The sequence below is a fragment of the Pontixanthobacter luteolus genome, from assembly GCF_947494915.1.
GTDB classification, from domain to species: Bacteria; Pseudomonadota; Alphaproteobacteria; order Sphingomonadales; family Sphingomonadaceae; genus Pontixanthobacter; species Pontixanthobacter luteolus.
Window position 1 is genome coordinate 593862 of record NZ_CANLWR010000001.1, and the last position, 25856, is coordinate 619717.

Sequence of the window (25856 nt, forward strand, 5' to 3'; positions counted from 1 at the left end):
CGCCGCTCTGGCTCCATGCCGCTCCAGTGCGGCAATTCTTGACTTTTCGCCGCCTTGCGCGCAGAGGCTGCGGCGGTTTTACGCTTGGGCACAGTGCCTTGGCGGAAACGGGCACCATGCCCTCGTTTATCCGGATAATCTATGTCATTTGCCGATCTCGGCCTTTCCGATGAGTTGTTAAAAGCGGTCGAAGAGGCCGGCTACACCGAACCTACGCCGATTCAGGAGCAGGCTATCCCTGCCATCCTGATGATGAAGGACCTGATTGGCATCGCCCAAACGGGTACGGGTAAAACCGCAAGCTTCGTCTTGCCGATGATCGACGTGATGGCTGCTGGCCGCCGCCGCGCACTGATGCCGCGGTCGCTCATTTTGGAGCCGACCCGCGAACTGGCTGCACAAGTTGCAGAAAACTTTGAAAAGTACGGTGCAAACCACGATCTGAAAATGGCGCTGTTGATCGGCGGCGTGCAGATGGGCGACCAGTTGAAGGCGCTGAACGAAGGTGTCGATGTCCTGATCGCAACTCCGGGCCGATTGATGGACCTGTTCGAGCGCGGCAAGATCATGCTCAACGGCTGCGAACTGCTGGTAATCGACGAAGCGGACCGGATGCTCGACATGGGCTTCATCCCTGATATCGAATTCATCTGCGACAAGCTGCCTGAAACCCGCCAGACGATGCTGTTTTCGGCAACCATGCCGCCGGTTATCAAAAAGCTGGCTGACAAGTTTCTGACTAACCCGAAACAGATCGAAGTGAGCCGGGCCGGTAACACGAACGAAAATATCACTGCGTTCAGGGTCAACGTCAAACCGCGCCAGAAGCGCGAAACGCTCGAATGGCTGCTGCGCAACGATCATGTCGATACGGCGATCATCTTCTCGAACAAGAAGACGACCGTTCGCGAATTGAACAAACAGCTTCAGCAAAGCGGGTTCAAAAGCGGCGAGATCCACGGGGATATCGATCAGGCGACACGTCAGAAAGAACTCGAAGGGTTCAAATCGGGCGATATCAATATTCTGGTGGCCTCGGATGTTGCTGCACGCGGCCTCGACATCAAGGGCGTCAGCCACGTATTCAATTACGATACGCCGTGGCACCCCGATGATTACGTCCACCGCATCGGCCGCACAGGCCGGGCAGGGGCAAAAGGCCGGGCTTTCACCTTTGTGACAGACGCCGACGCAGAAGCGATCGACAATGTCGAGAAGCTGACCAAGAGCAAGATCAAGGTCTTCGGCAAGGATGATGTCCGCGTAGAGCTGACTGAAGCGCCCAAACCGCCGCGTGCGCCAAAGCCGAAGAAGGACGATGTTGGCGCTCCGAAGGAAACACGTTCGAGAAAAAGAGCTGACAGCGACGATCGCGAAGCCAAAGGCCGCAAAGAGGCACGGGACGAGCAACCCAGAAAGCCGCGCCGCGACAAGGCAGATCGCACTGATAAGCCGAAGTCACGCCGCAATTACCGCGACGAGGATTCCGAGCCGGTACCCGCGGGCGAGTGGAATGGTCCCAAACCTGATTTCCTGAGTGTAGGGTTCGACTGACAGCTTAATCAGCTTCAGGATTGAAATTCTGCCGCCTTGGCTGGCGTGATGCATGCCTGCCAGTCGCAGCATGGCGACTGCGCAAGCAGCATGTATCAATCCGCTAGCGTCACGAAACTGTCGATGACCCGCTTGGTCCCAGCCTGTTCGAAATTGATTTCCAGCTTGTTGCCTTCTTGCGACATGACCGTGCCGTAGCCGAATTTGTCGTGAAACACTCTTGCGCCCAGCGCGATGTCCTGACGCGGTTTGGCGGCAAAGCTGGCAGCACTGCGGCGAGGCTCCTTAACCACGGCCGGCTGCTTGCTGTACCCACTGGAAAGCGCGCGCTGGAAACCCGGACCGCGGGTCTGGCTGCGCGCATTGCTGACATGGGCAAACGGATCGTCTGCTTCCGACCAGTTTGCGCGCCACAGCGACGCGCCGCCGGTCATGGTGGTTTCCTGATCGATATGTTCGTCAGGCAGTTCTTCGATGAACCGGCTGGGTATCGAACTGGTCCATTGGCCGTAAATGCGGCGGTTGGCAGCGTGCAGGATGGTGCAGCGCCTGCGCGCCCGAGTGATCGCAACATAGGCGAGCCGGCGCTCTTCCTCGAGACTGGCCAAGCCGCCTTCGTCGAGGGAGCGCTGCGAAGGGAATACACCTTCTTCCCAGCCGGGCAGGAACACGTTGTTAAACTCAAGCCCCTTCGCCGCGTGCATCGTCATGATGGTAACCTTTTCCTCGTCTGGAGAGGCATCATTGTCCATCACAAGGCTGACATGCTCGAGGAAGTCGCCAAGCGTTTCATATTCTTCCATCGCCCGTGCGAGCTCTGACAGGTTCTCGATCCGGCCAGCCGCTTCGGTTGAACGTTCGGCCTCCAGCATGGCGCTGTAGCCGCTTTCGTCGAGAACTGTCCGCAGCAGTTCCGACGGTGTGACATTCGGTTCCATCTCGCGCCAGCGGAGGAAATCGCGCATCAGCGCGGCGATGGTGTTTCCGGCACGCTTGGGCAATTCGTCGCTGTCAGCGAGTTGCAGAGACGCAGCAGCCAGGGGCAAGTTCGCCGCCCGCGCATATTGATACATTTTTTCCAGCGTTTTCGCGCCGAGCCCGCGTTTAGGCTGATTGTATATTCGTTCGAATGCCAGATCGTCTGCCGGCTGAGCAATCACCCTCAGATAGGCGAGCGCATCGCGGATCTCGGCCCGTTCGTAGAAACGGAAACCGCCGATAATCCGGTAATTCAGACCAATCTGGATGAAGCGGTCCTCAAATTCGCGCGTCTGATATTGTGCGCGAACAAGGATTGCGATCTCGTCGAGCGGCGAACCTTCACGTTCTAGACGCTCGATCTCTTCGCCTACGCGGCGAGCCTCCTCTGGCGCATCCCAGACACCGATCACGCGCACTTTGTCGCCGTTGGGAATTTCGGTCCACAAAGTCTTGCCCAGGCGCTGGCTGTTGGCATCGATAAGGCCCGATGCAGCCGCCAGAATCTGAGGGGTGGAGCGGTAATTCTGTTCCAGCTTGATCACTTTGGCGCCGGGAAAATCGCGGTCGAAACGCAGTATGTTGGCAACTTCTGCACCGCGCCAGGAATAGATCGACTGGTCATCATCGCCGACCACGCAGATGTTCTTGCGTTCCTGAGCAAGCAGTCGCAGCCACAGATACTGGACTGCGTTCGTGTCCTGGTATTCATCGACCAGGATGTATTTGAAGCGTTTGCGGTACAGATCCAGCACATCGTGGTGCTGGCGGAAAATGTTCAGCACATGCAGCAGCAGGTCGCCGAAATCGCACGCGTTCAGCGCTTTCAACCGGTCTTGATACTTGCGGTAAAATTCCTGGCCGCGTCCGTTCGCATACGCCTCGTTATCGACTGCATCGAGATCGCCGGGATTAAGTCCGCGGTTCTTCCATTGATCGAGCAGACCGGCCAGCTGGCGCGGCGGCCAGCGTTTCTCGTCCAGCTCCGCATCGCGGATCAATTGCTTGATCAGGCGCAGCTGGTCGTCGGTGTCGATGATGGTGTAATTGCTTTGCAGGCCAACCAGTTCGGCATGGCGGCGCAGCATTTTCGCAGCAATTGAATGGAAGGTGCCAAGCCAAGGCATGCCTTCCACCGATGGTCCAATATGCTGCCCGACGCGCTCACGCATTTCGCGTGCGGCCTTGTTGGTGAACGTGACGCACAGAATTTCACTCGGCCACGCCTTGCGCATGGCGACCAGGTGCGCCAGCCGCGCGGTCAATGCAGCGGTCTTGCCGGTTCCAGCACCGGCCAGCATCAGGACCGGTCCTTCGGTGGTGAGAACAGCATCCTTCTGGGGCGGGTTCAGACGTGCCGCATAGGCGGGGATATCGCCATTTTGGGTGGGCGCAGAAGGGGGAAGATGGTCGGTCATGGAATGGTGAACAGCTAGGGAACATCGACCGCAACTGCAAGTGTCCAGATGTGCCCTGACTTTCCCTGTTCGGAACCGATTTGGCCCGCCTCCGTTGACCCACCATCAAACGAAATTACCCAAGAGGTATTGAAATGAAGAAGTTTTTTCTCGCAGTAGTGGCCGTTGGCGTAACGATGACAAGCGGCAGTTTCGCTATGGCCAACCATCACGGCACCGATGCAAAATCTCCTGAAATCGTTGAGCGCAACGCCCGGGGCGTGGCCACCAAGGTGAAGATCGAAGGCAAGGTCTATGCAGTATGCATGGACGGAATGACCGATGGCTGCATCAATCCGCGTGCGGCGGGTCTCAAATGGGGCAACCGTCCGCTAGATTACTGGCCGGGCAAGCCTGCCAGCCAAATGGACTGAAGGTTCGTCGCGCACGCACCGGCTTTTGTTCGGTGCTGGTCGCAGACAGAGGGCGGTCGTGCCATGGCGCGGCTGCCCTTTTTCATGCGCTGTCACAGGGCGGTGAGCATGTTAAGCTTTGCGAACAGAACAAGTCCATCTGGCGCAGTATATGATCTACCGCCGGCTTAGGCTTCACTCAGGCGCAGAAGCGTGATTTTTGCCTTGCCGACCTTGCGTTCGACATCGATCTCGAAATTCTTGACCGAAACGTCTTCTTTCAAGCCTGTTTCAAGTGCGATCCAAGTTGCCTCGTTGATCCAGCCCTGTCGTTGCATCTTGTCGAGGGCCACCATGCCCGCACCTGTATCATAGGGCGGATCAAGCATGATCAGGTCGAGCGGTTGCCGCGCAGATCCCAGACCCATGACTGATGCTGCCCTGACGTCCGATTTTTCGCGGGCGCCGAAGGCGGCGATATTGGCGCGAATGGCTTTGAGCGCCTGTTCTTCCTGTTCGACAAACAGGCAGTGCGCCGCGCCGCGCGAAAGCGCCTCCAGCCCGAGCGCGCCAGACCCTGCAAACATATCGCCCACTGAAAGACCCTCAAAGGTGCCGAGGCGGCTTGTGAGCATGCTGAACAGGGTTTCGCGCGTGCGATCCGCAGTCGGACGCGTCGTTTCCCCTTTGGGAGCGGTAATTTTGCGGCCACGCCATTCGCCAGCGATAATTCTCATTTTCGCTTGGTCTCACGTGCGAGCTGCTTGCGATAACGTTCCACGTCGGACTGTTTGATCTCGGCAACCGTGCCGCGTTTGATATCGCCCAGAATGAAGGGACCATATGCCGTGCGCATGAGCCGGTTCACTTCGAGACCGAAATATTCGAGCACATTGCGAACTTCGCGGTTCTTGCCTTCGGTCAGAGTCAGCTCGATCCACTGGTTACGCCCGGTCCGGCGCTCGAGATTGGCGTCGATCGGGCCGTAGTTGACGCCTTCGATCGTGATGCCGTCCATCAGGTCTTCCAGCTGCGCCTGGCTGATGTCACCAAATGCGCGGGCGCGATAGGTGCGCGGGATCCCGCTGCTGGGCAATTCCATCGCCCGCTTGAGTTCGCCGTCATTGGTCATCAGCAGCAGCCCCTCGGTATTGAGGTCGAGCCTGCCGACAGGCATCACCCGTGGCGCGTCCTTGGGCATGGCGTTGACAAGCGCATCGTAAATCGTCCCGCGGCCGCTGAAATCACGCTCTGCAGTGAGCAGTCCCGGGGGCTTGTGGAAACAGAACAGGCGTGCCGCTTCGGGCTTGCCCACTGGCTTCCCGTCAACCGTCACGCCCTTCAGGTCCGGAATGATCGTGGCGGCTGTTTCCAGAACCTTGCCGTCGATGGCAACGCGGCCATCGCCAATCATCCGCTCCACCTCGCGGCGGCTGGCAACGCCGGCACGGGCCAGCAGCTTCGCAATCCGGTGCCCTTCCGGCCGATCGCCACTGTTCGACGAATCTTCGGATTTGGGCGGGGTGGGGGTGATTTTGACCATGGCGCGCGGTTAGGCGTTCAATTCGCCGCGCGCAATGCTTCCTGCACCGTTTCGTGGAAGCGCAGGATGCCCGTTTCCAGCGTGCCCAGCGTAATCTGCGGCACTGCCCCTGTCTCGAGACCCTGCTGGCCCAGTTCGGCGGCACGGAAATCCTCGCTCGCAAAGACCCCGCCGTCGAGCAGCGCCCAGCTTCGTTCCCAATGATCGCGGGCCTTTTCGGTCGCGGGCTTTTCCGGGATCAGCATAAAGTCTTCGACCAGTGTCCGGTTATGCGCCTGCGGCATCAGAACCATCACATTCACATAGTCAGGGCTGGGGATGATGATGGTGGCGGGCAACAATTGATAGGCAAAGGTGATCACCCGCCGCAGCGCTTCCATGTCAGTCAGATCGACATGGTCCAGTTCTTCCTTGCGGCCAACGGCAGAGCGCGCGTGCGGGCCGATATGATCGCCCGACGTTATGCCGTCCTTGAAGAACGGCCCGATCGTTTTCGCGTGCAGCCGCGTCACATGGTAACTTTCAAGGAAGGCATCCATGATCAGTTTCCAGTTGCCGGCGACATCGTGGGTTTTCCGCCGGAACAGGTGCAAATCGTCCATCCCGAATGCAGCGAAATCTTCGCCCAGAGTTTGGGCGTCGCTGAAATCAGCGCCTTCAACGGGCGAGAACCAGATTAGCCCGCCCGCTTCAAAGCTGGGCAATTCGATCAGCGAATGTTCCGACTTCTCGAAGCCGGGAAATGTGTCGGGCCGGGGAAGGGCCAGCAGCTTCCCGTCCAGCTTGTAAGTCCAGGCGTGATACGGACATACCAGCCGTTTCGCGCACTGTATTTCCGTGCCTTCCACCAGCCGAGTGCCGCGGTGGCGGCAGACATTCAGGAAAACATGCGCCTTGCCCTCTGCGTCGCGGGTGATCAGCAGCGGGCGGCCTGTCTGGTCGTGCGGCACAGCCATTCCGGCTTCCGGTAGCAACGCGGAGGGCGCGATAACCTGCGGCAGCCGGCCGAAAAGAGCGGTTTTCTCACGCTCCCAATGATCCGGATCGGTATAGACCGACGCTGGCACATGGGTGACCCCTTGTGTTTCGCGTTCTTCCTCCCTGACGATAGCCTCGGCCAGCGCCAACTGGCTGTCGGTGGGGCGGAATTTGCGCGGCTTGGTTCCAATCTCGTTCATGGCATTTGCCTCTATTGGCTTTCCTATTCGGCGAACCTAGCTAGTGTCGCACGAAATCGCGATAAGACAAAGAGGACGCAGGATTCATGGCCGCAGCACAAGCGAACGATAAGCCGGGTTGGCGCAGGGTTCTGGCGGCGCTCGGCAATCGCAAGGCCGGGTTCATGCTGCTGTTCGGTTTCGCGGCCGGCCTTCCTTATGCGCTGTTGCTGGGCACCTTGTATGCGTGGCTTTCGGATGCAGAAGTTGATCTGGAAACGATGGGCGTGTTCTCGCTGATCGGTCTTGCCTATGCCTTCAAGTTCCTGTGGTCCCCTGCGCTTGACCGGGTGGATATCCCGCTGCTGCGGCGGCTGGGAAAACGCAAACAGTGGATCGTCACCGCGCAGATCATGCTCGGGATTTTCCTCGTCGTGCTGTCGACGCTGAACCCGCAAACAGCGCTCGGCTGGTTTTCGCTGCTTGCCGGTTTGGGCGCGTTCGCTTCGGCCACGCAAGACGTCGTGATTGACGCCTGGCGCGTCGATGTCGCCGATGAAGTCGCGACAATCGATATCCTGTCGACTGTGTATCAGATGGGGTACCGGATTGCGGCGCTGGTCGGCGGCGCGCTCGCCCTGTTTCTGGCAGAACGGACCAGCTGGCCGACAGTCTACCTCACCATGGGGGCGATCCTGCTGGTTGTCGGTATCGCCGGCCTGTTCGCGCCTGACACAGACGCATCGGTAATCGAAACCAACGAAAGCGACCCGCATGGCCTGCGCGAGGCAGGTCAGCTTAGCCCACGCATTCGCTTCATGGCGCTCGGCGCGGTCGGCCTGTTGTGGGGCTGGGCGCTGATTACGGTTGGCGTATTCATGGTCCGCTCGCTTGCCAGCGATCCCGGCGCGCGGCCGGATTCGGTGGCGTTCATTTCCACCATGGGGCCGCTGGTGGTTGTGGCGACTGTGGTCGTTCCATCGCTGATCGCGGCATGGCTGGTACGGATCGAGAGAAAAGGCACCAACCTGCTCAAGCAGGCGGCACCTGCGACCTCGGCAGCGGACCGGATGCTCGATCACCTTTACCGAGCACTTGTTCTGCCGCTGACCGATTTTGTCGGCCGGTTAGGCTGGGCGCTGGTTATCGTATTCGCTCTCGTGCTGACTTACCGGATTACCGACGCAATCTGGGGCAGCTTCGCTTATCCCTTCTACCTCGGCGAATTGCAGTACACGAAGGATGAAGTTGCTGTTGCTTCCAAGTTCTTCGGCGTCGGTGCGCTGATGCTCGGCCTCGCGCTGGGCGGTTATCTCCTCACCGTTTTGGGGCGGATGATGACGCTGACGCTTGGCGCGTTTCTGGCCGCTGCGACCAACCTGCTTTACGCCGATCTCGCGCGCGGGGGCGCGGTGATGCAAGCGGTGAGCGATGCCAGCGGCTTCACCTGGCTTGTCTCGGAGCTTGGCGGCGATCCGCGGCTGGCGAAATTGATGATGGCCATCGCGGGCGAGAATATCGCTGTGGGGATCGCTGGTGCGGCCTTCGTCGCCTATCTCTCCAGCATTGTGGCAAAAGGCTATAGCGCGGTGCAATACGCGCTCCTTTCCTCACTAACTCTTTTGGTGGGCACGTTGGGTCGCGGTGCGCTGGGCAAGATGATTGAGGATCAGGGATATTTTGACGTGTTCATCCTGACGACGCTGATCGGTTTCTTTGCGGTCGCGCTGTGCCTGGTCGAATGGTGGCGGCAGTCGCGGCTTGGCAAGGCTGCGGGTGTTGTTGCGCCCGGCGGCTGATCAGGAAAATCAATGAATAAGGGACCGAAATGCCCGGAATGCGGTAAGGCAGCGCCGCTGCGCCTGCTCGTCTGGGGCTTGGGGAAACCCTATGATTGCGAACGCTGCGGAACATCGTAGGTCGTCGCCAGAGCGCACGAGGCATCTTATGCAATCGGCGCGTTCGTACTGTGGACTTTCGCGAGCAGCAAAATGCCGTCAATTACGGGCAAAATCGCGCTGTTTATCGGGCTGTTTCTGGCGGTCGGGCTTATCAGCTGGCTGACGATGAAGCCGCGTAGGGTCGATTAATCCAGCCTTTCCCGGTTCATCCGCAGCACGTCTCCGGCAAGATAGAGCGACCCCGCAATCAACACCGGCAACCCGTCGTCAGGCAATGCGTTGAGCGCATCTTCCAGCGAAGCGGCCTGCATGATGTCCGCGCCGTATGAGGCAGCTGGCTGGTATTCATGAGTGGAAATCGGCACCGCAGTCACGCTTGCGATGGATGGGGCAAGCGGGCCCAGAATAGCCTGCGGGTCTTTCCCTTCTATCATGCCCAGAAGCAGATGAACCCGCTGCCCGGCAAAATGCGCAGCCAGCGCCTTGCCGGCATCCGGGTTGTGTCCGCCGTCCAGCCATACTTTGCGGCCACTGCAAAGCGGGCCGGGTGCAAGCAATTGAAGTCTGGCAGGCCATTTCGCATTTCGGATACCCGCCGCCAACGCGCCGCTGGCTACGTTCACCCGGTCCTGATGACGAAGCATGGCAATTGCCAAGGCCGCATTGTCCCCCTGATGCGGGCCCGGAAGTTGTGGCAAAGGTAAAACCAGCTCGCCATGCCGGTCTGCGTAATGCAGCGCGGTTTCGCTGATGCTCGAATGCCAATCCCTGCCGCGCATGGATAGCGGCGCCCCGGCGGCGAGTGCGGCACGTTCGATTTCCAGTGTCGCTTCTTCAGGATAACTCTGCGTGATCAGCGATGTGCCCCGCTTGGTAATGCCTGCCTTCTCGAAAGCGATACGGGCGAGCGGCACTTGCGGCACGCCTTCCTCCGGTGCGAGCAGAAATCGCTCGTGATCGATCCCGAGAGCCGCGATCCCGCAGGCCGCCAGCGCCTCCGGCTCCAGAACGTTGGTTGCGTCGAACCTGCCGCCGAGGCCGACTTCCACCACGCACGCATCGGCTGGCGTCCGGCTGAATGCGAGGAAGGCGGCGGCGATGGTGACTTCGAAGAAGCTCGGGTTCAGCCCTTCTGCTACATCGAGCACTTCCTCCAGCAGCGCGGCCAGCGGATCGTCGGCAATCAGTTCGCCCGCCAGCCGGATACGCTCGTTATAGCGCACCAGATGCGGGCTGGTGGTCATGTGAACGCGCTTGCCATCCGCCTCAAGCATGGCGCGCAAAAAAGCGCAGGTGGAGCCTTTGCCGTTGGTCCCGGCAACATGAAAAACAGGCGGCAGACTGCGGTACGGATTGCCCAGCCGGTCCAGCAGGCATCGTATCGTATCGAGCCCAAGGCGTCCTTCGGGCAGCGACAGACCCGCCAGCCGGTCAAGCTGGGCCTGAACCGCCGGATGATCCGACTTGCCGAAATCCTTCATGGGCCTGTCAGGCGGCTTTCGCGCCTTGCAGATAATCGAGCAGCGTCGCCAGCGTTTCGCGCAGTTCATGGCGGTGGACGACCATGTCGACCATGCCGTGCTTGCGCAGATATTCTGCGCGCTGGAACCCCTCGGGCAATTTCTCGCGGATCGTATCCTGGATCACGCGCTGGCCCGCAAAGCCGATCAGGCTGCCCGGTTCCGCAATCTGGACATCGCCGAGCATTGCGTAACTGGCTGTAACGCCGCCCGTGGTCGGATCGGTCAGAACGACGATATAGGGCAGGCCGGCCTCTTTCAGGCGGCGTGTCATCACGGTCGCCTTGGGCATCTGCATCAGGCTGAGAATGCCCTCCTGCATCCGCGCACCGCCAGCAGCTGTGACCACGATATAGGCGCAGCCGCGGGTCAGCGCGCGTTCGGCGCCCTGACAAAATGCGGTGCCCACGGCCATGCCCATGGAACCGCCCATGAAGTGGAAATCCTGCACGCCGACGACAGCATCGTGGCCTTCGATCTGGCCGGAACCGACGCTGAATGCATCGCGGTGCGGGTTCTTCGCACGCGCTTCTTTCAGGCGGTCGGTATATTTCTTTGAATCCTTGAACTTCAGCGGGTCTTCCTTGACCTCCGGCTGCTCCAGCAGGTCGTAGCCCATGTCGAGAATCAGGTTCAGGCGTTCATCCGCGCCAATCCGGCCGTGATAATCGCAGCGCGGGCAGACCTTGTGATTGTCGGCAAATTCCTTTGCAAAGAGCATCTCCTGACATTGCGGGCATTTGACCCACAGATTGTCATTGGTTTCGCGCTTTGCGCCAAACGGGAGCGAGTTGCGGACGCGGGTGAGCCAGTTCATTTCTATTCCTTAGCGAGCCGAATGTACGGCATCTGCGAGAGCCGAAGTCAGCTCCCTTAGCGCGGCCGGAGCATCTGCGCCATATTTGCCGACAAGTTCCACCAGTGCAGAGCCGACGACAACCCCGTCTGCAACCTTGGCAATGGCGCTGGCCTGCTCGGATGTACGCACACCGAATCCGACTGCGATCGGCAAATCGGTTGACGCCTTGAGCTTGCCGACTGCTTCTTCGATGGATGCGGTGGCCGCCTGCTGTTTACCGGTAATACCGGCGACGGACACGTAATAGACGAAACCGTCCGACCCCTGAAGCACTGCGGGCAGACGTTTGGCATCGGTGGTCGGGGTTGCAAGGCGTATCGGGGCGATACCCTTGGCGCGCAGGGCAGGGCCGAGCGCTTCGTCTTCCTCCGGCGGGATATCGACGCAGATCACTCCGTCCACCCCGGCCTTGGCGCATTCTTCCGCAAACCATTCCGGCCCGCGGCGGATCATCGGATTGGCATATCCCATCAGGATCAGCGGCACGTCCGGATGACGGAGGCGGAACTGTTCGGCCAGCGCGAAGATATCGGCGGTGGTTGTCCGGCGGGCCAAGGCGCGCAAATTCGCAGCCTGAATTGCCGGACCGTCGGCCATCGGATCGGTGAACGGCATACCAAGCTCGATCACATCCGCGCCGCCCTCTACCAGAGCATCGAGATTGGCAGCCGTGTCGCCGTCGCCAGCGGTGACGAAGCAGACGAGGGCGGGCGAGGAGAACGCCTCTGAAATGCGGGTCACTTGCGAATTCCGAAGACTAGAGTCCAAATAAAGAAGAACACACCGAAGACGATTCCATATTCGAGCGGGCTCATCACGACGCCTTCAGCATTTCGGACCAAACTCCACGCCCAGAAGCCCAAGAACGCAAGAAATCCCGTGATTATTGCGCGCCAGGCTGCCCGTTTGAAATTCAGGCTCATATCTCCACCCCAAGCGCCTCAGCGACAGTGAAGATGTCCTTGTCGCCGCGTCCGCACAGGTTGGCGAGGATGATCTGATCATCGCGCATTGTTTTTGCGCGCTCGGCCACTGCATGGATCGCGTGGCTGGGCTCCAGCGCGGGGATGATACCCTCGGTACGGCACAGCAGCTGGAATCCTTCCAGCGCTTCCTTGTCGGTCACGCTGGTATATTCGACCCGGCCGGTATCCTTCAGCCATGCGTGTTCGGGGCCGATGCCCGGATAGTCCAACCCTGCGCTGATCGAGTGGCCTTCGGTGATCTGGCCGTCTTCGTCCTGCAGCAGATAAGTCTTGTTGCCGTGGAGCACGCCGGGCGCACCGCCGAGCAGGCTGGCGGCGTGTTCATCACCGTCGAGGCCGTGCCCGCCGGCTTCAACGCCGAGCATCTTTACATCTGCGTCGTCGAGGAACGGATGGAACAGGCCAAGTGCATTCGATCCGCCGCCGATGCAGGCCACCAGCAGATCGGGCAGGCGATTGATGCGGCTGAGCATCTGTTCGCGCGCTTCCTTGCCGATCACGCTTTGGAAATCGCGGACCATTTCGGGATAGGGGTGCGGGCCTGCTGCGGTGCCGATGATGTAGAATGTGTCATGCACATTGGCGACCCAGTCGCGCAGCCCTTCGTTCATCGCGTCTTTCAGGGTCGCGCCGCCGCTGGTTACGGGGATCACTTCCGCGCCGAGCAATTTCATGCGGAACACGTTTGGCGATTGGCGCCGGACATCTTCCGCGCCCATGTAGATGACGCAGGGCAGGCCGAAACGCGCGCATACGGTCGCGGTGGCAACGCCGTGCTGGCCCGCGCCGGTTTCCGCGATGATCCGCGTCTTGCCCATGCGAATGGCGAGCAGGATCTGCCCGATGCAATTGTTGATCTTGTGCGCGCCGGTGTGATTCAGTTCGTCACGCTTGAACCAGATTTGCGCGCCGCCAACCGCCTCGGTCAGGCGTTCTGCGAAATACAGCGGGCTGGGCCGGCCGACGTAGTGTTCCAGCAGGTCGTCGAACTGCGCCTTGAAAGCCGGATCGGCCTGGGCAGCGCGGTATTCACACTCCAGATCCAGGATCAGCGGCATTAATGTCTCGGCCACATAACGGCCGCCATAGTCACCGAAATGACCGCGATCGTCGGGCTGGTTGCGGAAGGAATTGGGGGCGTTCATGGCCCCCGATTGGCAGAGCATTGCGGGCCTGTCCAGCATTCACAGGGCGCATTATTTCTTTACGCCCGATGAACCTAATGTTGCACAAGCGCCACATAATCAGAAACTTAGACTAACCAATAATTTGTCAGTTGAAGTTCATTTTTCGCTGACTATTTGACCTTTCCCTGCCGTCGACCCCCAATTTCGGCGGCATGATTGAAAGGATTTAATATGCGTAAGACTGCAATTGTACTCGGTGCGATCGCTGCGGTAGCAGTAGCTGCTCCGGCCTCGGCCAACGAAGCTCGTGTTGAAGCTCGCGGCGGTATCGCCTGGGCAAACGGCGAAGAAGAAGCTGTTGCCGGCGTTGCTGCTGGTTATGACTTCGACCTCGGTGCTGGCGAAGACAGCTCGCTGTTCTTCGGCGTTGAAGGTTCGGCTGACAAGCTGCTGGTTGATGGCGCAGACGTAGTCTGGGGCACCACCGCACGTCTCGGCGCCAAGGTTGGCACCGGCGGCAAGATCTACGCAACCGGCGGTTACACCTTCGGTGAAGGCGAAGACACCCCGCACCTTGGTGCTGGTTACGAGCAGACGGTTGGCGACAGCGGTCTCTACCTGAAAGCTGAATACCGTCACTTCTTCAGCGATTTCGTTGACGTGAACACTGCCGTAGTCGGTGTTGGCGTAGCTTTCTGATCCTGGTCAGAAATACGATGGAAGGGCGGTCCGTTCGGGCCGCCCTTTTTGTATCGGCTGCCGGGCAGGCGTGAGGGGTTGGAAAGCTCAGCCTGCTTTCGCTGCGGCACAGAACGCAGCGATTTTCGCAGCGTCCTTGATACCGGGCGCGCTTTCCACGCCGGATGACGTATCCACCAGCGGCGCCCCGGTTTGCGCAATCGCATCGGCAACATTTTCCGGTGTCAGTCCGCCGGCGAGGCCCCAAGCGGCGGTATGCTCATGATCTGCGAGCAGGCTCCAGTCGAAACTGGTGCCATTCCCGCCGGGCAATGCTGTTGCCGGCGCATCGAACAGCAACCGGTCGACCTTGCCGACATAGCGCGCCGATTTCTTCAGCGTCGGCTTATCTTTCACGCCGAGCGCCTTCCACACTTCGATGTTCACCTGTTTGCGCACCAGCGCGCACCATTCTGGCGTTTCCGTTCCGTGAAACTGGATCACCTCGGGCTTGATCGCCTCGATCGCGGCGGAAGTGGTTTCGATGTCGGCATTGACCAGCAGCAGCACCACTTTGGCGCGCCCCCTTGCCATTGCGCGAAGCCGTGACGCGTCAGGCAACTCGATGTGCCGGGGGCTGGGCTGATAATGAACCAGTCCGACATGTGTCGCGCCCGCATCCAGCGCGGCCTGCATGGTATCGGGCGACGAAAGCCCGCAAATCTTGATCAATTGTTCGCGCATGGTGAGAGGCTTTAAAGCGTTGCCTCGATATCGCGTGCCGCCTGAACCGGATCGTCGGCACGGCTGATGGGCCGACCGATCACAAGCACGCTGGCGCCATCGTCGCGCGCCTGTCGCGGGGTGACGACGCGCTTTTGATCACCCACTGCCGATCCGGCGGGACGCAACCCGGGGACCACGAAGAAACCGTCTTTCCATTGCTTGTGCGCCCCGCCAACTTCCTGTCCGGAGCAGACGATGCCGTCGATACCTGCGTCGTGCGCCAGTTCGGTCAGGCGCATGACGTGATCGTGCGGTGTGCCGCCGACCCCGGTACGCTTCAGATCCTGCTCGTCCAGACTGGTGAGCATGGTTACAGCAACGACTTTGGTGTGTTCCCCCGCCGCTGCCTTGGCATCTTCCAGCATCGCGCGCCCGCCACTTGCGTGCACGGTTACAATCGACGGTTCGAGGACGTGGATCGCCTGCATCGCACCAGCGACAGTGTTCGGAATGTCATGCAGTTTCAGATCGAGAAAAATGGGCAGGCCGACCTGCGCTATCTCGTGGACGCCATGTGAACCGTGAGCGCAGAAGAACTCCAGCCCCAGCTTCAGCCCGCCAACATGATTCTTGACCCTCGCGGCGAGGGCTTTTGCCGCATCGAGTTGCGGCAGATCGAGCGCGAGATAGACGGGATTTGTCATGGCTTGGTGGTGCTATCCGCGGTGAATGCAGGGGCGGGTTCGACCGGCGCGGCAGCGGTGCCGGACGGTGAAGCCGCCTCAGTTGTCGTCGTAGCCGGAGGAGAGGACGGCGAAACCGCAGCCGATCTGGCGGCGTTTTCCAGCGTCTTGATCCGCCGGTTCATGCGCCATTTGGTGCCGCGGTGGAGCAGCCATGTCGGGATCATGCCAAGCAGGAAGGAGATGATGACCAGCGCGGGCACCTTCGTTTCCAGCACCAGATTTTCCCAAATCGTGACTTCCACCGGCTTCCAGTTGAAGAAGGAAAACGCCAGCAGTCCCACAAACAGCAAGACCCAGAGGATGGTGCGAACGACCTGCATTTCAGTACTCCGTCAGATTTTCGGCAGATGCTAGGCTGCTGAGCCGCGATTGGGAAGGGTGAGCGGGTTGCCCGCCGATCAGCCGAACACGCGGCTGAAAATGTGGTCAACTTGCTTGAAGTGATAGTCGAGGTCGAATTTCGCCTCGATTTCCTCATTCGAAAGCGCCGCTGTCACTTCCTCATCCGCTTTCAGCAGATCGAGCAAGGCGAGCGCGCCATCCGATTCCCAAACCTTCATCGCGTTACGTTGAACCAGACGATACGCGTCTTCGCGGCTGACCCCGGCCTGCGTCAATGCCAGAAGCACGCGCTGCGAATGGATCAGACCGCCCATGCGGTCCATGTTCTTCTGCATCCGCTCAGGATAAATCAGCAGCTTGTCGATTACCCCGGTCAGCCGCGCGAGCGCAAAATCGAGCGTGATCGTCGCGTCGGGGCCGATGAAACGCTCGACCGAGGAATGCGAGATATCGCGTTCGTGCCACAGCGCCACGTTTTCGAGCGCTGGCATGGCATAGCCGCGAATCATCCGCGCCTGACCGGTGAGGTTTTCGGTGAGGATCGGGTTGCGCTTGTGCGGCATCGCGCTCGAACCTTTTTGGCCGGGTGAGAAATACTCCTCAGCTTCCAGAACTTCAGTGCGTTGCAGATGGCGGACCTCGACCGCGACACGTTCGATCGATCCGGCAATTACCGCCAGCGTGGAAAAGAACATTGCGTGCCGGTCACGCGGGATAACCTGAGTCGATATCGGTTCGATTTCCAGGCCGAGTTTTTCTGCGACGTGCGCTTCAACGCTCGGGTCGATATTCGCAAAAGTGCCTACGGCGCCGGATATCGCGCAAGTGGCGATTTCCGCACGCGCGGCGATAAGGCGTTTCTTGCAGCGATCGAATTCTGCATAGGCCTGCGCCAATTTCAGGCCAAATGTGACCGGTTCTGCATGAATGCCATGGCTGCGGCCAATAGTGGGCGTGTACTTATGCTCTTCCGCGCGGCGCTTGATCGCGGCCAGCAGGTGGTCGAGGTCTTCCAGCAGAATGTCGGCAGATCGGGCCAGCTGCACCGCCAGCGTCGTGTCCAAAACGTCGGAGCTGGTCATGCCCTGATGCATGAAGCGCGCCTCGTCACCGACCTGCTCGGCGACCCAGGTCAGGAATGCGATCACGTCATGCTTGGTGACCGCTTCGATGGCATCGATGGCGGGAACGTCGATTTCCGGGTTGGTCGCCCACCAGTCCCACAGGGCCTTGGCGGCACTTTTCGGGACCACACCCAGCTCGCCCAGTTTTTCCGTCGCATGCGCTTCGATCTCGAACCAGATGCGATAGCGGGCCTCCGGCTCCCAGATTGCGGACATTGCAGGGCGGGAATAACGGGGGACCATGATCGACTCCGGTGATGTTGCGGGCAGTTACGCGGCGGCTAAGGCGCGGCATGGCGATTGGCAAGGGGAGCGGGCCTGTTTGCACACGGCAGATCGTCTGCGCGCTTTAAATCAGACCTTTTGCCCTCAGCGAGGTGTGTCCTTCGCGGCCAATAATGACGTGATCATGTACCGTAATGCCCAGCAACCGGCCAGCCTCCGCAATGCGATTCGTTATCTGGATGTCGGCGCGGCTCGGCTCGGGATTGCCGCTCGGGTGGTTGTGGACCAGTATCAGTGCGGTTGCACCGATATCGAGCCCGCGGCGGATAACCTCACGCGGATGAATGGCTGCCTCGTCTATCGAACCGTCGCCGACGTGATGATCGAGGATCAGGCGGTTCTGTGCGTTCAGGAACAGCACGCGCACCCGCTCCACCGTCAGATGCGCCATGTCGATGGTCAGGTAATCGAGCAGTGCCTGCCAGCTTCCCAGCACAGGTTTCTGGGACACCTCGTTGCGGGCCATCCGCCGCGCCGCCAGGGCCACGCTCTTCAAAGCGGCAGCGCTTGTTTCGCCTACGCCCTTTACGTCCTGCAATGCCCCGGCATCGGCGTTGAGCACGCCAGATAGCGATCCGAACCGATCGATCAGCGCCTTGGCCACCGGCTTGGTATCGCCTTGCTTGATCGCAGCGAACAGCAAATATTCGAGCACTTCGTAATCGGCGAGCGCTTCTGCGCCCCCTTCAAGCATCCGTTTTCGCAGACGGCTCCGATGGCCCGCAGCGCCATGTTTTCCTGCGTTTTCGCTCATTTGCGGGCCATTCCACCTTTCAAGTGCTGCCATGCTGCATTGCCTTTGCAGTCGCTTGCGCGCAAGTAGCAAGCAATGCCGCAGCTCCCCGAACAGGAAACTGATACGCAAGACGACACGGCTATGGACAAGCCGCGAAACCTGCTGCGTAAAATCGCTGCGATTGCACTGGTTATCCTGCTTGTGGTGGTCGGGTATACGTGGACGGTGCGCGAACAGATTGCGCGTGACCTGATTGCCGAACAGCTCGCAGGGATCGGGGTGCCAGCGACCTACGATGTAACGGAAATCTCGCCCGAGCGGCAGGTTCTGACAAACATAGTTGTCGGCGATCCCGCGCGGCCCGACCTCACCATCGAGCGTGCCGAAATAACCTTGTCTTATGGGCTGGGCGTTCCGGAAATCGGCCGGATTACACTGGTCAGACCGCGCCTCTACGGATCGTACACCGACGGAGAGCTCTCGCTCGGCAGCCTCGATCCGGTCATCTTCGCCGAATCGGAAGAACCAGCGGGTCTGCCAGCCTGGGATATCGACCTGATTGACGGGCGGGCACTGTTCGAGACCGATTTTGGCCCGGTCGGCGTGAAGGCTGAGGGGCAGGGGCAGCTGGATAACGGGTTCACCGGCATGATCGCCGCCATCGCTCCGCAGGCTGATATCGCCGGGTGCAGGGTTGCGCGTGCAACCGTCTACGGCGACCTGACGACCACCAGCGGCAGGCTAACCTTGTCGGGGCCGGTGCGAGCAGCTGCTCTGAATTGTCCCGAATATTCCGGGTCAATCAAGGATGTGTCCATCGCCACGGATATTACGTTTGATGCAGATATGGCCGGTTTCGATGCCGATGCCTCAATTGCGTCAGGTGCCTTTGCCGGGCCGGGTATAGCCGCAGCCGGGATCGCGGGCCCGCTGACCGTCGCCGTGCGGGACGGGACGATCAATTCGCGTTTTAATCTCGCTGCAAAATCTGTCGCAAACTCCAATGTCCGCGCCGGTGAATTTTCACTGGAAGGCGGGCTACGCGGACGTGATCAATTCGCGTCGCTGGATCTTGATGCAGAATTGTCGGGTTCGCAGATAAATATCGGCCGCGGCTTCACCGCTACCTTGGCAGAATATGAAAAATCCGCCGAAGGAACCCTGGCGGCTCCCTTGTTGGCGAAAATTCGTTCTGCCCTTGGCCGAAAACTCGTCGATTCCAGCTTCACTGCAGCGATCAACTCACGCAAAACTGGCGATATCATTTCGTTGTCTCTGCCGCAGGGTTCGGTGCAGGGTAAATCCGGTGAAACTCTCTTGTCGGTCAGCCAGGTGCAGATCGCCAGCACGGCAGAGCGCACGCCGCGTATGTCAGGTAATTTCCGCTTCGGTGGCGGCGAACTGCCGGTTCTGGTCGGGCGTATGGAGCAGGCAAATGGACGGTCCATTTTTCGCCTGAAGATGGCCGAGTATTCGGCGCAGGGAAACTCGCTTGCCATACCTGAACTGGTGGCAACGCAGGATCGCAGCGGGGCACTCGGATTTTCCGGTAGCGTGCAGGCGACTGGTCCATTGCCAGGCGGGGAAGTGCGCGGCCTGCGTTTGCCGGTTAGCGGAAGCTGGAGCTCTGCGGGCGGCTTGTCCCTCTGGCGGGGGTGCACGCAGATCGGCTTCGATACGCTCGCGTTCGCCAATCTCGAGCTGAGAGGACAACAGATCGCGCTTTGCCCGGCGAGTGGCAGGCCGATTGTCAGCTACGGCACCAACGGTCTTAATTTCGCCGCCGGTGCTCCGTCATTGAATATAGCGGGCACGCTTGCCGACACAGAGATTCGCATTTCGAGCGGCGCAGCAGGATTTGCTTATCCCGGCGCGGCATCTGTAAAAGATCTGTTGGTGTCGCTCGGTCCGCAGCAGGAGGAAAACAGGTTCGCAATTTCCGAGCTGAAGGCCGTTTTGGGCGAGGATATAACAGGGTCGTTCTCAGGGGCCGAAATTGCGTTGTTTGCGGTACCGCTCGATCTGAAAGACACCACAGGGGAATGGTCTTACACGGGCGGTGTATTCGAAATTGGCGGCGCTTCATTCGAATTGGTCGACCGGTCCGAAGAACCCCGGTTCAACCCGCTCATGGCGCGGGATGCGGCGCTTTCACTGGAAGACAGCGTTATTCTGGCCGACGCGCTGCTGCGCTATCCAGGCAATGAGAGCGAAATTGCCGAAGTCTCGATCCGCCACGACCTGACTACCAGCACCGGTTTTGCCGATCTGAATGTGCCCGGCGTGCTGTTCGACGAAGAATTACAGCCCGTCGATCTGACTCCGCTGGCGCTTGGTGTGATTGCCAATGCCAGAGGCAGCATCACCGGCACCGGACGGATTGACTGGAATTCGGACGCAGTGACCAGCTCCGGCCGTTTCTCTTCCGAATCGCTCGATTTTGCGGCCGCGTTTGGCCCCGTCACAGGCGCGGCTGGAACGGTTGAGTTCATCGATTTGCTCAGCCTAACTACCGCCCCTGATCAGAAAGTGCGGGTGGCCGCGATCAATCCAGGCATCGAGGTGAATGACGGCGTGATCGGTTTCAGCCTGCGTGATGGCCAGTATCTGGGCGTGACGGGCGGCGAATGGCCGTTCATGGGTGGCACGCTGACCTTGCGCCCCGTCGATCTCAATTTCGGGGTCGCGGAACGCAGGCGATATGTACTCGAAGTGGAGGGGCTGGAAGCGGCTCTGTTCGTCGAGAATCTCGAACTCGGTAATCTCGCCGCAACCGGCACTTTCGACGGGCAATTGCCGCTGGAATTCGACGAACTGGGCTTTGGCGAAATCAAAGGCGGCTTGCTTATAGCGCGCGCGCCCGGCGGTAACATTTCGTATGTTGGCGAACTGACCTATGAAGACTTGTCAGCCTTCGCGAATTACGCCTTCGAAACGCTGAAGAGTCTCGATTACGACGATATGCGGATCGAGATGGACGGCCCACTGACCGGCGATATTGTCACCCGTATCCGGTTCGACGGCGTGCGGCAGGGTGCAGGGACCAAGCAGAATTTCATCACCCGCCAGATCGCCGATCTGCCGATACGCTTCAACGTGAACATCCGCGCTCCGTTCTACAAACTGGTGACCACGCTGAAATCGATTTACGACCCGTCCACCGTGCGCGATCCGCGCGAACTGGGCCTGCTGGAAGATGACGGTAAACGCTTCATTCCTGCGGGGGCACCTCTGCAACCGGCAGAGCCTGTCTTGCCGCCGCCGATCAATCCGGTGCTGCAAGGCCGGGCGATCAAACCAGATGACATATCAGACAACGCACTGGGCGATGAAGAGCCCATTCAGACATCAGACAGCGAGGATGTGCCATGACGCATTGTAAATTGACCTTGTCCGGCGCGGCTGCGACACACTGCGTCATGCAGTATAAGCGCAGAGCAGGGGCAGGGGGCCGCATCGGTGCGGCGATATTGTTGGCGGGTTCGACCCTGCTGGGAGGGTGCATCAATGTGAATGCCCCGTCCGAGCCGATCGTGATCGAACTCAACATCAATATCCGGCAGGAAGTGATTTATCGACTGGCGGAAGATGCCAGCAACACGATTGAAGAGAATGCGGATATTTTCTGATAAGATCCGCAGCACAAGGATGAGCAAATGAAGAAGTCAGTTTCTATCGCAATTGCAGCTGCCCTGGCACTGGGCGGCATCGCGGGAACGGCTTACGCCCAGCGCGATCCGGCCTATGCTTCGGCGCGCGCTTCTGGCCAGATTGGCGAAAAAATGGATGGCTACCTCGGCATCGTGGGCGGCTCCAATCCCGCGCTGGAAGCGATGGTGAAAGATATCAACATCAAACGCCGCGCGGTCTATGCGGAGAAGGCGCAGGCCGCCAACGCAACGCTGGAGGAATACGCCCTGACCGCAGGCTGTCTTGCGATCGCGCGGACGGTTCCGGGGGAAAAATATCAGGCACCTGACGGAACGTGGCAAACCCGCACCAGCGCACCGCCGCTGCGCGACAGCCGCTGCCCGTAAGCCCGTATCGGGGCACGATGTCCAAAAACCTGACATAATCGACCGATTGGGACCCCACACCGGTTGACTCGATTATACCCCCCGCCTAAGGGGGCCTCGCCCTTGGCGGGCAGCTTTTTGCCCGTGCCGCGCAACCTCAATTAAGGAGCAAGGCATGAGCGACGAGAAGCCCGTACGGGAACCCATCGCCGAGGATGCGCGCATTGATGCGCTCGAAGCGCGGTTAAAAGCCGCGAGAGAGCGCGAAAATGAACGCAACCGGCCGCAGCAATCGGGTACCGATGCGAATTATCGCAGTGGAAACCGGGTGCTTGCGGATTTGCTTGGTGGGATTCTCGGCGGTTTGGTGATTGGCGGAACCATTGATTATTTCGCCGGATCATCGCCCTGGGGTCTGTTGGTGGGGTTGTTCCTCGGAATAGCCGTCGCCTTCAGGAACATTTTCCGAATGGCGAACACGCAATCGGACGACGCGCCCAAGGGCGACTGAGTTCGAGAAGCTAGTGTTCTTTTACGCGTAGGGACGTTTCAGACGTGGCAGCCGAAGAAGGCAAAGTCGATCCGATGCACCAGTTCACCATCGAACCCTTGTTGGGTTCGAATGGCTGGGAGCTCGCAGGATTCAATATCGCGTTTACCAACAGCGCGATGTGGATGGCGATCACAACTGTTCTGCTGACGATTTTCGTCGCGGGCGGCATGAAGCGCGAGCTGGTGCCTGGGCGCTGGCAGATGATGGTGGAAACCTTCACCGGCTTCATCGACGACATGCTGGAAGCGAATATCGGCAAGGCCGGGCGCAAATACGTGCCCTATATCTTCTCGCTGTTCATGTTCATCCTGTTCGCGAACATTCTGGGTCTTCTTCCGCTGGGCGTGATCGGTCTTCACCCGTTCACCTTCACCAGCCACTTCACCGTGACCGGCGTTCTCGCCATTATCAGCTTCGCGATCGTTCTGGTCGTTGGATTCTGGAAGCACGGTCTCAAGTTTTTCACCCTGTTTGTGCCGCACGGTACGCCGCTGGCGATGATCCCGGTCATTTTTCCGATCGAGCTGATCTCGTTCCTGGTGCGTCCGTTCAGCCTTGCGCTGCGTCTGTTCGTTGCGATGATGGCTGGTCACGTTCTCCTGAAAGTCCTGTCGAGCTTCGTGATCGACGGAACCAACGCCGGTGCAGGCTTTGCCGCTCTGGTTGGCGTGCCGAGCTTCATTCTGATGGTCGGCATCAGCGCGCTGGAAATTCTGGTCGCTGGCATTCAGGCCTACGTTTTTGCGCTGTTGACGTCGCTGTACATCAATGACGCTGAAAATCTTCACTAAGTTACTGATCAACTTTTAGAAATTTACCTAAGGAGCAATACAATGGAAGCAGAAGCAGCAAAGCTCGTTGGCGCGGGTCTCGCAGCTATCGGTGCCGGCATGGCCGCTATCGGTGTGGGTAACGTATTCGGCTCGTTCCTTGAGAGCGCGCTTCGTAACCCTGGCGCAGCAGACGGCCAGCAGGGCCGCCTGTTCATCGGCTTCGCCGCAGCTGAGCTTCTCGGCCTGCTGGCGTTCGTCGTCGCGATGATCCTGATCTTCGTCGCCTAACATATCAATCGGTGGGCGGGGACGGCCAAGGCCTGTTCCCGCCCGCGATTGTTTCTATTCGTCGACACCTTTTAAGCGTCGGGACCTGATCCAATGCCTCAGATAGCGCAAATCATGGAAACCTATTCCAGCCAGATTTTCTGGCTGCTGGTGACCTTTGGTTTTGTCTTCTTCGTCGTAGGTCGCGGTATGGTTCCGCGGGTTATGGACACCGTATCCCAGCGTGACAGCCAGATTGCTGGTGATCTCGCTGCAGCTCAGGCTGCTCGTGACAAGGCCGATGATGAAGAAGAAGCCTGGCGCAAGCGTGAGAATGAAAATCGCGCCCAGGCCCAGGCAGTAATTGCCAAAGCGAAAGCCGATGCTGCTGCCAAGAGCGAGAAGAAGCTCGCGGCTGCACAGAAGCGTATCGATACGAAGCTTGAGAAAGCCGATGTCGAGATCGCCGAAGCGCGCAATGCCGCAATGACCGAAGTCGAGAGTGTGGCTGCAGAAGCCGCTCAGGACATCGTCAAGCAGCTCGCCGGCGTCAAAGTGACTGCAGCCAATGCCAAGTCGGCAGTCAAGAAGGCTATGACCAATGTCTAATGCACCCGAAGTCTTCACCACGGTCGATATTCCAGAGTCGTTGGGTCCGACGCTGTGGGGCATGGAACCGTACCAGATCGTTTCGATCTCTATGCTGGTCCTGATCCTGGTGATGGTGTGGAAGAAAGTCCCGGGTATGATTACCGGCGGGCTGGATGCCAAGATCGCCGCAATCCGTGAGCAGCTGGACGAAGCCAAGAAGCTGCGCGCTGAAGCAGAAGCGCTTCGCAACGAATATTCGGCCAAGATCGCCAATGCTGAGAAAGACGCAGAAGCGATGATGGAGAACGCTCAGAAAGAAGCGGACTCGATCATGGACAAGGCCGAGCAGGACAGCAAGGCAATGGTGGAGCGGCGCAAGAAAATGGCGGAAGACAAGATCGCTGCCGCAGAGCGTGACGCTGTCGATGACGTGCGCAACAGCGCTGCCATGGCCGCGACCGCTGCTGCACGGGAGCTGATTGCCAAGAAGCATGACGCAGACGCTGATAGCAAGCTTGCGGACCAGGTCATCGCTGGTATCTAACTGGCAAGACTAAGTGTCGACGAAAAAAGGCGGCCTCTCGGGGCCGCCTTTTTTGTGTCATGTGCCGGGAGTAAGTACCACTTTGCCTACCAATCCTCGCCGAGCCATAGCCTCAAACGCCGAACGCCATTGAGACAGTGGCACGATCCGATCGATCGGAGGCGTAATCAGACCGGAACTGGCAAGTCGCCCCACTTCGTCCGCAATCCGTTTGCCGCGCTCGGGAAAGCGCCGCGCATATTCGCCCGCGCGCACGCCGACGACTGAGAAACCCTTAATCAGGGGAATATTCGTGGCGATATCGGCGATCCGCCCGCCCGCAAATCCGACCACCAGCAATTTGCCGCCGAATGTCACGCAGCGGGTGCTTTCATCAAAAACGTCCCCTCCAACGGGATCGCAGACGAGATCACATAGTTTGCCGCCGGTGATTTCTGCCACCTTCTCGCGAAAACGGCCTTCCGAAACGATCACCGCATCGGGAGCGTAGAGCCTTTTGATCGCAAGGACTTTGTCCGGAGAGCCTGTTGCCGCGATGACTTGGGCGCCCAGTGCTTTTGCGAGGTCGATCGCTGCGAGCGCCACTCCGCCGCTCGCGCCGTGAACCAGAACCCATTGCCCTGCGGTGAGGCCGCCCAGTTCCACCAATGCGGTGTAGGCGGTATTATACGCCGCGCCGAGCGCCGCCGCCTGGGGATAGTCGAGCCCTTGCGGGGCGAGCCGCAAACTGGTCTCGGGCACTGAAGCGTATTCTGCCATCGCGCCGGTCTTCGCGCCACCGATAACCCGGTCACCTGCGGAGAACCGGCTTTCCTTCCCCGCTGCTACAACTTCGCCTGCAAGCTCCATACCGGCGGTGAAAGGCGGCTCTGGCTTGAACTGGTAATCACCCTTGGTCATCAGCAAGTCGGGGAAGTTCAGCGATGCCGCGTGGACCTTCACGAGGACTTCGCCAGCCTTTTGCGCTGGCACGGCGATGTCGACTAATTCGCAGCCGGAAAGGTCGTCGCTAAGCGATGTGACTTGCAGCGCCTGCATGG

26 protein-coding genes are annotated in these 25856 nt (G+C 59.6%); 12 read left to right on the forward strand and 14 right to left on the reverse strand.

All coding sequences use genetic code 11. The features are described 5' to 3' along the window. Positions 1 to 141 precede the first annotated feature (141 nt). Complete coding sequence (locus PO778_RS02855; RefSeq protein WP_271438532.1) at positions 142 to 1554, forward strand: DEAD/DEAH box helicase; 1413 nt, start codon at positions 142 to 144, stop codon at positions 1552 to 1554. A gap of 95 nt (positions 1555 to 1649) precedes the next feature. Here the strand turns inward: PO778_RS02855 and PO778_RS02860 are convergent, their stop codons facing one another. Further along, positions 1650 to 3950, reverse strand: a complete 2301-nt coding sequence (locus tag PO778_RS02860; RefSeq protein WP_271438533.1) for a UvrD-helicase domain-containing protein — start codon at positions 3948 to 3950, stop codon at positions 1650 to 1652. Positions 3951 to 4084: 134 nt separating this feature from the next. Here PO778_RS02860 and PO778_RS02865 point away from each other — a divergent pair, with 134 nt between their 5' ends. Continuing rightward, positions 4085 to 4363 carry a hypothetical protein gene (locus PO778_RS02865; protein WP_271438534.1) on the forward strand — a complete coding sequence of 93 codons (279 nt, stop codon included), beginning with the start codon at positions 4085 to 4087 and terminating at the stop codon, positions 4361 to 4363. A gap of 167 nt (positions 4364 to 4530) precedes the next feature. Here PO778_RS02865 and rsmD read toward each other — a convergent pair whose 3' ends face one another. From rsmD to PO778_RS02880, 3 genes are read right to left on the reverse strand one after another with little or no spacing between them, the layout of a single operon-like run. After that, entirely contained in the window at positions 4531 to 5079 is a 549-nt protein-coding gene (gene rsmD, locus PO778_RS02870; RefSeq protein WP_271438535.1) for a 16S rRNA (guanine(966)-N(2))-methyltransferase RsmD, read from the reverse strand. Next, positions 5076 to 5885 (reverse strand): pseudouridine synthase, encoded by an 810-nt coding sequence (locus tag PO778_RS02875; protein ID WP_160729593.1) that lies wholly within the window; start codon positions 5883 to 5885, stop codon positions 5076 to 5078. The genes rsmD and PO778_RS02875 overlap by 4 nt, the downstream gene beginning before the upstream one ends. A gap of 17 nt (positions 5886 to 5902) precedes the next feature. After that, entirely contained in the window at positions 5903 to 7063 is a 1161-nt protein-coding gene (locus tag PO778_RS02880; protein ID WP_271438536.1) for an aromatic ring-hydroxylating oxygenase subunit alpha, read from the reverse strand. 86 nt (positions 7064 to 7149) lie between these two features. Here PO778_RS02880 and PO778_RS02885 point away from each other — a divergent pair, with 86 nt between their 5' ends. Further along, positions 7150 to 8841, forward strand: a complete 1692-nt coding sequence (locus tag PO778_RS02885; RefSeq protein WP_271438537.1) for an AmpG family muropeptide MFS transporter — start codon at positions 7150 to 7152, stop codon at positions 8839 to 8841. Between the two features lie 287 nt (positions 8842 to 9128). Here PO778_RS02885 and PO778_RS02890 read toward each other — a convergent pair whose 3' ends face one another. The 4 genes from PO778_RS02890 to trpB all read right to left on the reverse strand — a co-directional run bounded on the left by PO778_RS02890 (position 9129) and on the right by trpB (position 13453). Next, complete coding sequence (locus tag PO778_RS02890) at positions 9129 to 10424, reverse strand: bifunctional folylpolyglutamate synthase/dihydrofolate synthase (protein WP_271438538.1); 1296 nt, start codon at positions 10422 to 10424, stop codon at positions 9129 to 9131. 7 nt (positions 10425 to 10431) lie between these two features. Then, positions 10432 to 11280 (reverse strand): acetyl-CoA carboxylase, carboxyltransferase subunit beta, encoded by an 849-nt coding sequence (gene accD, locus PO778_RS02895; RefSeq protein WP_271438539.1) that lies wholly within the window; start codon positions 11278 to 11280, stop codon positions 10432 to 10434. A gap of 9 nt (positions 11281 to 11289) precedes the next feature. Then, complete coding sequence (gene trpA, locus PO778_RS02900; RefSeq protein ID WP_271438540.1) at positions 11290 to 12063, reverse strand: tryptophan synthase subunit alpha; 774 nt, start codon at positions 12061 to 12063, stop codon at positions 11290 to 11292. 178 nt (positions 12064 to 12241) lie between these two features. Beyond that, positions 12242 to 13453: a tryptophan synthase subunit beta gene (gene trpB / locus PO778_RS02905; RefSeq protein ID WP_271438541.1), complete on the reverse strand. Its 1212-nt coding sequence runs from the start codon at positions 13451 to 13453 to the stop codon at positions 12242 to 12244. 213 nt (positions 13454 to 13666) lie between these two features. On the opposite strand from trpB, the gene PO778_RS02910 reads away from it, so the two are divergent. Then, positions 13667 to 14134, forward strand: coding sequence for an outer membrane protein (locus PO778_RS02910; protein ID WP_160729602.1), 468 nt, complete (start codon positions 13667 to 13669; stop codon positions 14132 to 14134). Between the two features lie 87 nt (positions 14135 to 14221). On the opposite strand, the gene PO778_RS02915 is transcribed toward PO778_RS02910, so the two are convergent. From PO778_RS02915 to radC, 5 genes are all read right to left on the reverse strand, one after another. After that, the gene (locus PO778_RS02915) at positions 14222 to 14857 is read right to left on the reverse strand and encodes a phosphoribosylanthranilate isomerase (protein ID WP_271438542.1); all 636 of its coding nucleotides are present in this window, start codon (positions 14855 to 14857) and stop codon (positions 14222 to 14224) included. Between the two features lie 11 nt (positions 14858 to 14868). Continuing rightward, entirely contained in the window at positions 14869 to 15543 is a 675-nt protein-coding gene (pyrF, locus tag PO778_RS02920) for an orotidine-5'-phosphate decarboxylase (protein WP_160729604.1), read from the reverse strand. Continuing rightward, entirely contained in the window at positions 15540 to 15905 is a 366-nt protein-coding gene (locus PO778_RS02925; RefSeq protein WP_271438543.1) for a DUF1049 domain-containing protein, read from the reverse strand. The genes pyrF and PO778_RS02925 overlap by 4 nt, the downstream gene beginning before the upstream one ends. A gap of 78 nt (positions 15906 to 15983) precedes the next feature. Continuing rightward, complete coding sequence (gene purB, locus PO778_RS02930; protein WP_271438544.1) at positions 15984 to 17294, reverse strand: adenylosuccinate lyase; 1311 nt, start codon at positions 17292 to 17294, stop codon at positions 15984 to 15986. Between the two features lie 106 nt (positions 17295 to 17400). Then, positions 17401 to 18123 carry a RadC family protein gene (radC, locus tag PO778_RS02935; protein WP_438944374.1) on the reverse strand — a complete coding sequence of 241 codons (723 nt, stop codon included), beginning with the start codon at positions 18121 to 18123 and terminating at the stop codon, positions 17401 to 17403. A gap of 42 nt (positions 18124 to 18165) precedes the next feature. On the opposite strand from radC, the gene PO778_RS02940 reads away from it, so the two are divergent. The 8 genes from PO778_RS02940 to PO778_RS02975 all read left to right on the forward strand — a co-directional run bounded on the left by PO778_RS02940 (position 18166) and on the right by PO778_RS02975 (position 24816). Next, positions 18166 to 21444, forward strand: coding sequence for an intermembrane phospholipid transport protein YdbH family protein (locus PO778_RS02940; protein ID WP_271438545.1), 3279 nt, complete (start codon positions 18166 to 18168; stop codon positions 21442 to 21444). Positions 21445 to 21491: 47 nt separating this feature from the next. Then, positions 21492 to 21701 carry a YnbE family lipoprotein gene (locus PO778_RS02945; protein WP_271438546.1) on the forward strand — a complete coding sequence of 70 codons (210 nt, stop codon included), beginning with the start codon at positions 21492 to 21494 and terminating at the stop codon, positions 21699 to 21701. Between the two features lie 27 nt (positions 21702 to 21728). Beyond that, positions 21729 to 22109, forward strand: coding sequence for a YdbL family probable chaperone protein (locus PO778_RS02950; protein WP_160729608.1), 381 nt, complete (start codon positions 21729 to 21731; stop codon positions 22107 to 22109). Positions 22110 to 22263: 154 nt separating this feature from the next. Continuing rightward, positions 22264 to 22599: an AtpZ/AtpI family protein gene (locus PO778_RS02955; RefSeq protein WP_160729609.1), complete on the forward strand. Its 336-nt coding sequence runs from the start codon at positions 22264 to 22266 to the stop codon at positions 22597 to 22599. A gap of 74 nt (positions 22600 to 22673) precedes the next feature. Continuing rightward, positions 22674 to 23432, forward strand: coding sequence for a F0F1 ATP synthase subunit A (locus tag PO778_RS02960; protein ID WP_160730606.1), 759 nt, complete (start codon positions 22674 to 22676; stop codon positions 23430 to 23432). Between the two features lie 42 nt (positions 23433 to 23474). Further along, positions 23475 to 23702 (forward strand): F0F1 ATP synthase subunit C, encoded by a 228-nt coding sequence (locus PO778_RS02965; protein WP_027442220.1) that lies wholly within the window; start codon positions 23475 to 23477, stop codon positions 23700 to 23702. A 93-nt stretch (positions 23703 to 23795) separates the two neighbouring features. Next, positions 23796 to 24290, forward strand: coding sequence for a F0F1 ATP synthase subunit B family protein (locus PO778_RS02970; protein ID WP_271438547.1), 495 nt, complete (start codon positions 23796 to 23798; stop codon positions 24288 to 24290). Then, positions 24283 to 24816 (forward strand): F0F1 ATP synthase subunit B family protein, encoded by a 534-nt coding sequence (locus tag PO778_RS02975; protein ID WP_160729611.1) that lies wholly within the window; start codon positions 24283 to 24285, stop codon positions 24814 to 24816. Before PO778_RS02970 ends, PO778_RS02975 begins: the two co-directional genes overlap by 8 nt. 57 nt (positions 24817 to 24873) lie before the next feature. Here PO778_RS02975 and PO778_RS02980 read toward each other — a convergent pair whose 3' ends face one another. Beyond that, positions 24874 to 25854 carry an NADPH:quinone oxidoreductase family protein gene (locus PO778_RS02980; protein WP_271438548.1) on the reverse strand — a complete coding sequence of 327 codons (981 nt, stop codon included), beginning with the start codon at positions 25852 to 25854 and terminating at the stop codon, positions 24874 to 24876. Positions 25855 to 25856 lie beyond the last annotated feature (2 nt).

Bases quoted from the DNA above. Each gene is read 5' to 3' on its own strand.
- radC (WP_438944374.1), bottom strand. From the start codon at position 18,123: ATGGCAGCACTTGAAAGGTGGAATGGCCCGCAAATGAGCGAAAACGCA.
- PO778_RS02980 (WP_271438548.1), bottom strand. From the start codon at position 25,854: ATGCAGGCGCTGCAAGTCACATCGCTTAGCGACGACCTTTCCGGCTGC.
- PO778_RS02945 (WP_271438546.1), top strand. From the start codon at position 21,492: ATGCAGTATAAGCGCAGAGCAGGGGCAGGGGGCCGCATCGGTGCGGCG.
- PO778_RS02890 (WP_271438538.1), bottom strand. From the start codon at position 10,424: ATGAAGGATTTCGGCAAGTCGGATCATCCGGCGGTTCAGGCCCAGCTT.
- PO778_RS02950 (WP_160729608.1), top strand. From the start codon at position 21,729: ATGAAGAAGTCAGTTTCTATCGCAATTGCAGCTGCCCTGGCACTGGGC.
- PO778_RS02880 (WP_271438536.1), bottom strand. From the start codon at position 7,063: ATGAACGAGATTGGAACCAAGCCGCGCAAATTCCGCCCCACCGACAGC.
- PO778_RS02955 (WP_160729609.1), top strand. From the start codon at position 22,264: ATGAGCGACGAGAAGCCCGTACGGGAACCCATCGCCGAGGATGCGCGC.
- PO778_RS02860 (WP_271438533.1), bottom strand. From the start codon at position 3,950: ATGACCGACCATCTTCCCCCTTCTGCGCCCACCCAAAATGGCGATATC.
- PO778_RS02865 (WP_271438534.1), top strand. From the start codon at position 4,085: ATGAAGAAGTTTTTTCTCGCAGTAGTGGCCGTTGGCGTAACGATGACA.
- PO778_RS02855 (WP_271438532.1), top strand. From the start codon at position 142: ATGTCATTTGCCGATCTCGGCCTTTCCGATGAGTTGTTAAAAGCGGTC.
- PO778_RS02885 (WP_271438537.1), top strand. From the start codon at position 7,150: ATGGCCGCAGCACAAGCGAACGATAAGCCGGGTTGGCGCAGGGTTCTG.
- rsmD (WP_271438535.1), bottom strand. From the start codon at position 5,079: ATGAGAATTATCGCTGGCGAATGGCGTGGCCGCAAAATTACCGCTCCC.
- purB (WP_271438544.1), bottom strand. From the start codon at position 17,294: ATGGTCCCCCGTTATTCCCGCCCTGCAATGTCCGCAATCTGGGAGCCG.
- PO778_RS02925 (WP_271438543.1), bottom strand. From the start codon at position 15,905: ATGCAGGTCGTTCGCACCATCCTCTGGGTCTTGCTGTTTGTGGGACTG.
- PO778_RS02965 (WP_027442220.1), top strand. From the start codon at position 23,475: ATGGAAGCAGAAGCAGCAAAGCTCGTTGGCGCGGGTCTCGCAGCTATC.
- accD (WP_271438539.1), bottom strand. From the start codon at position 11,280: ATGAACTGGCTCACCCGCGTCCGCAACTCGCTCCCGTTTGGCGCAAAG.
- PO778_RS02875 (WP_160729593.1), bottom strand. From the start codon at position 5,885: ATGGTCAAAATCACCCCCACCCCGCCCAAATCCGAAGATTCGTCGAAC.
- PO778_RS02910 (WP_160729602.1), top strand. From the start codon at position 13,667: ATGCGTAAGACTGCAATTGTACTCGGTGCGATCGCTGCGGTAGCAGTA.
- PO778_RS02940 (WP_271438545.1), top strand. From the start codon at position 18,166: ATGCCGCAGCTCCCCGAACAGGAAACTGATACGCAAGACGACACGGCT.
- trpB (WP_271438541.1), bottom strand. From the start codon at position 13,453: ATGAACGCCCCCAATTCCTTCCGCAACCAGCCCGACGATCGCGGTCAT.
- PO778_RS02970 (WP_271438547.1), top strand. From the start codon at position 23,796: ATGCCTCAGATAGCGCAAATCATGGAAACCTATTCCAGCCAGATTTTC.
- PO778_RS02915 (WP_271438542.1), bottom strand. From the start codon at position 14,857: ATGCGCGAACAATTGATCAAGATTTGCGGGCTTTCGTCGCCCGATACC.
- PO778_RS02975 (WP_160729611.1), top strand. From the start codon at position 24,283: ATGTCTAATGCACCCGAAGTCTTCACCACGGTCGATATTCCAGAGTCG.
- PO778_RS02960 (WP_160730606.1), top strand. From the start codon at position 22,674: ATGCACCAGTTCACCATCGAACCCTTGTTGGGTTCGAATGGCTGGGAG.
- pyrF (WP_160729604.1), bottom strand. From the start codon at position 15,543: ATGACAAATCCCGTCTATCTCGCGCTCGATCTGCCGCAACTCGATGCG.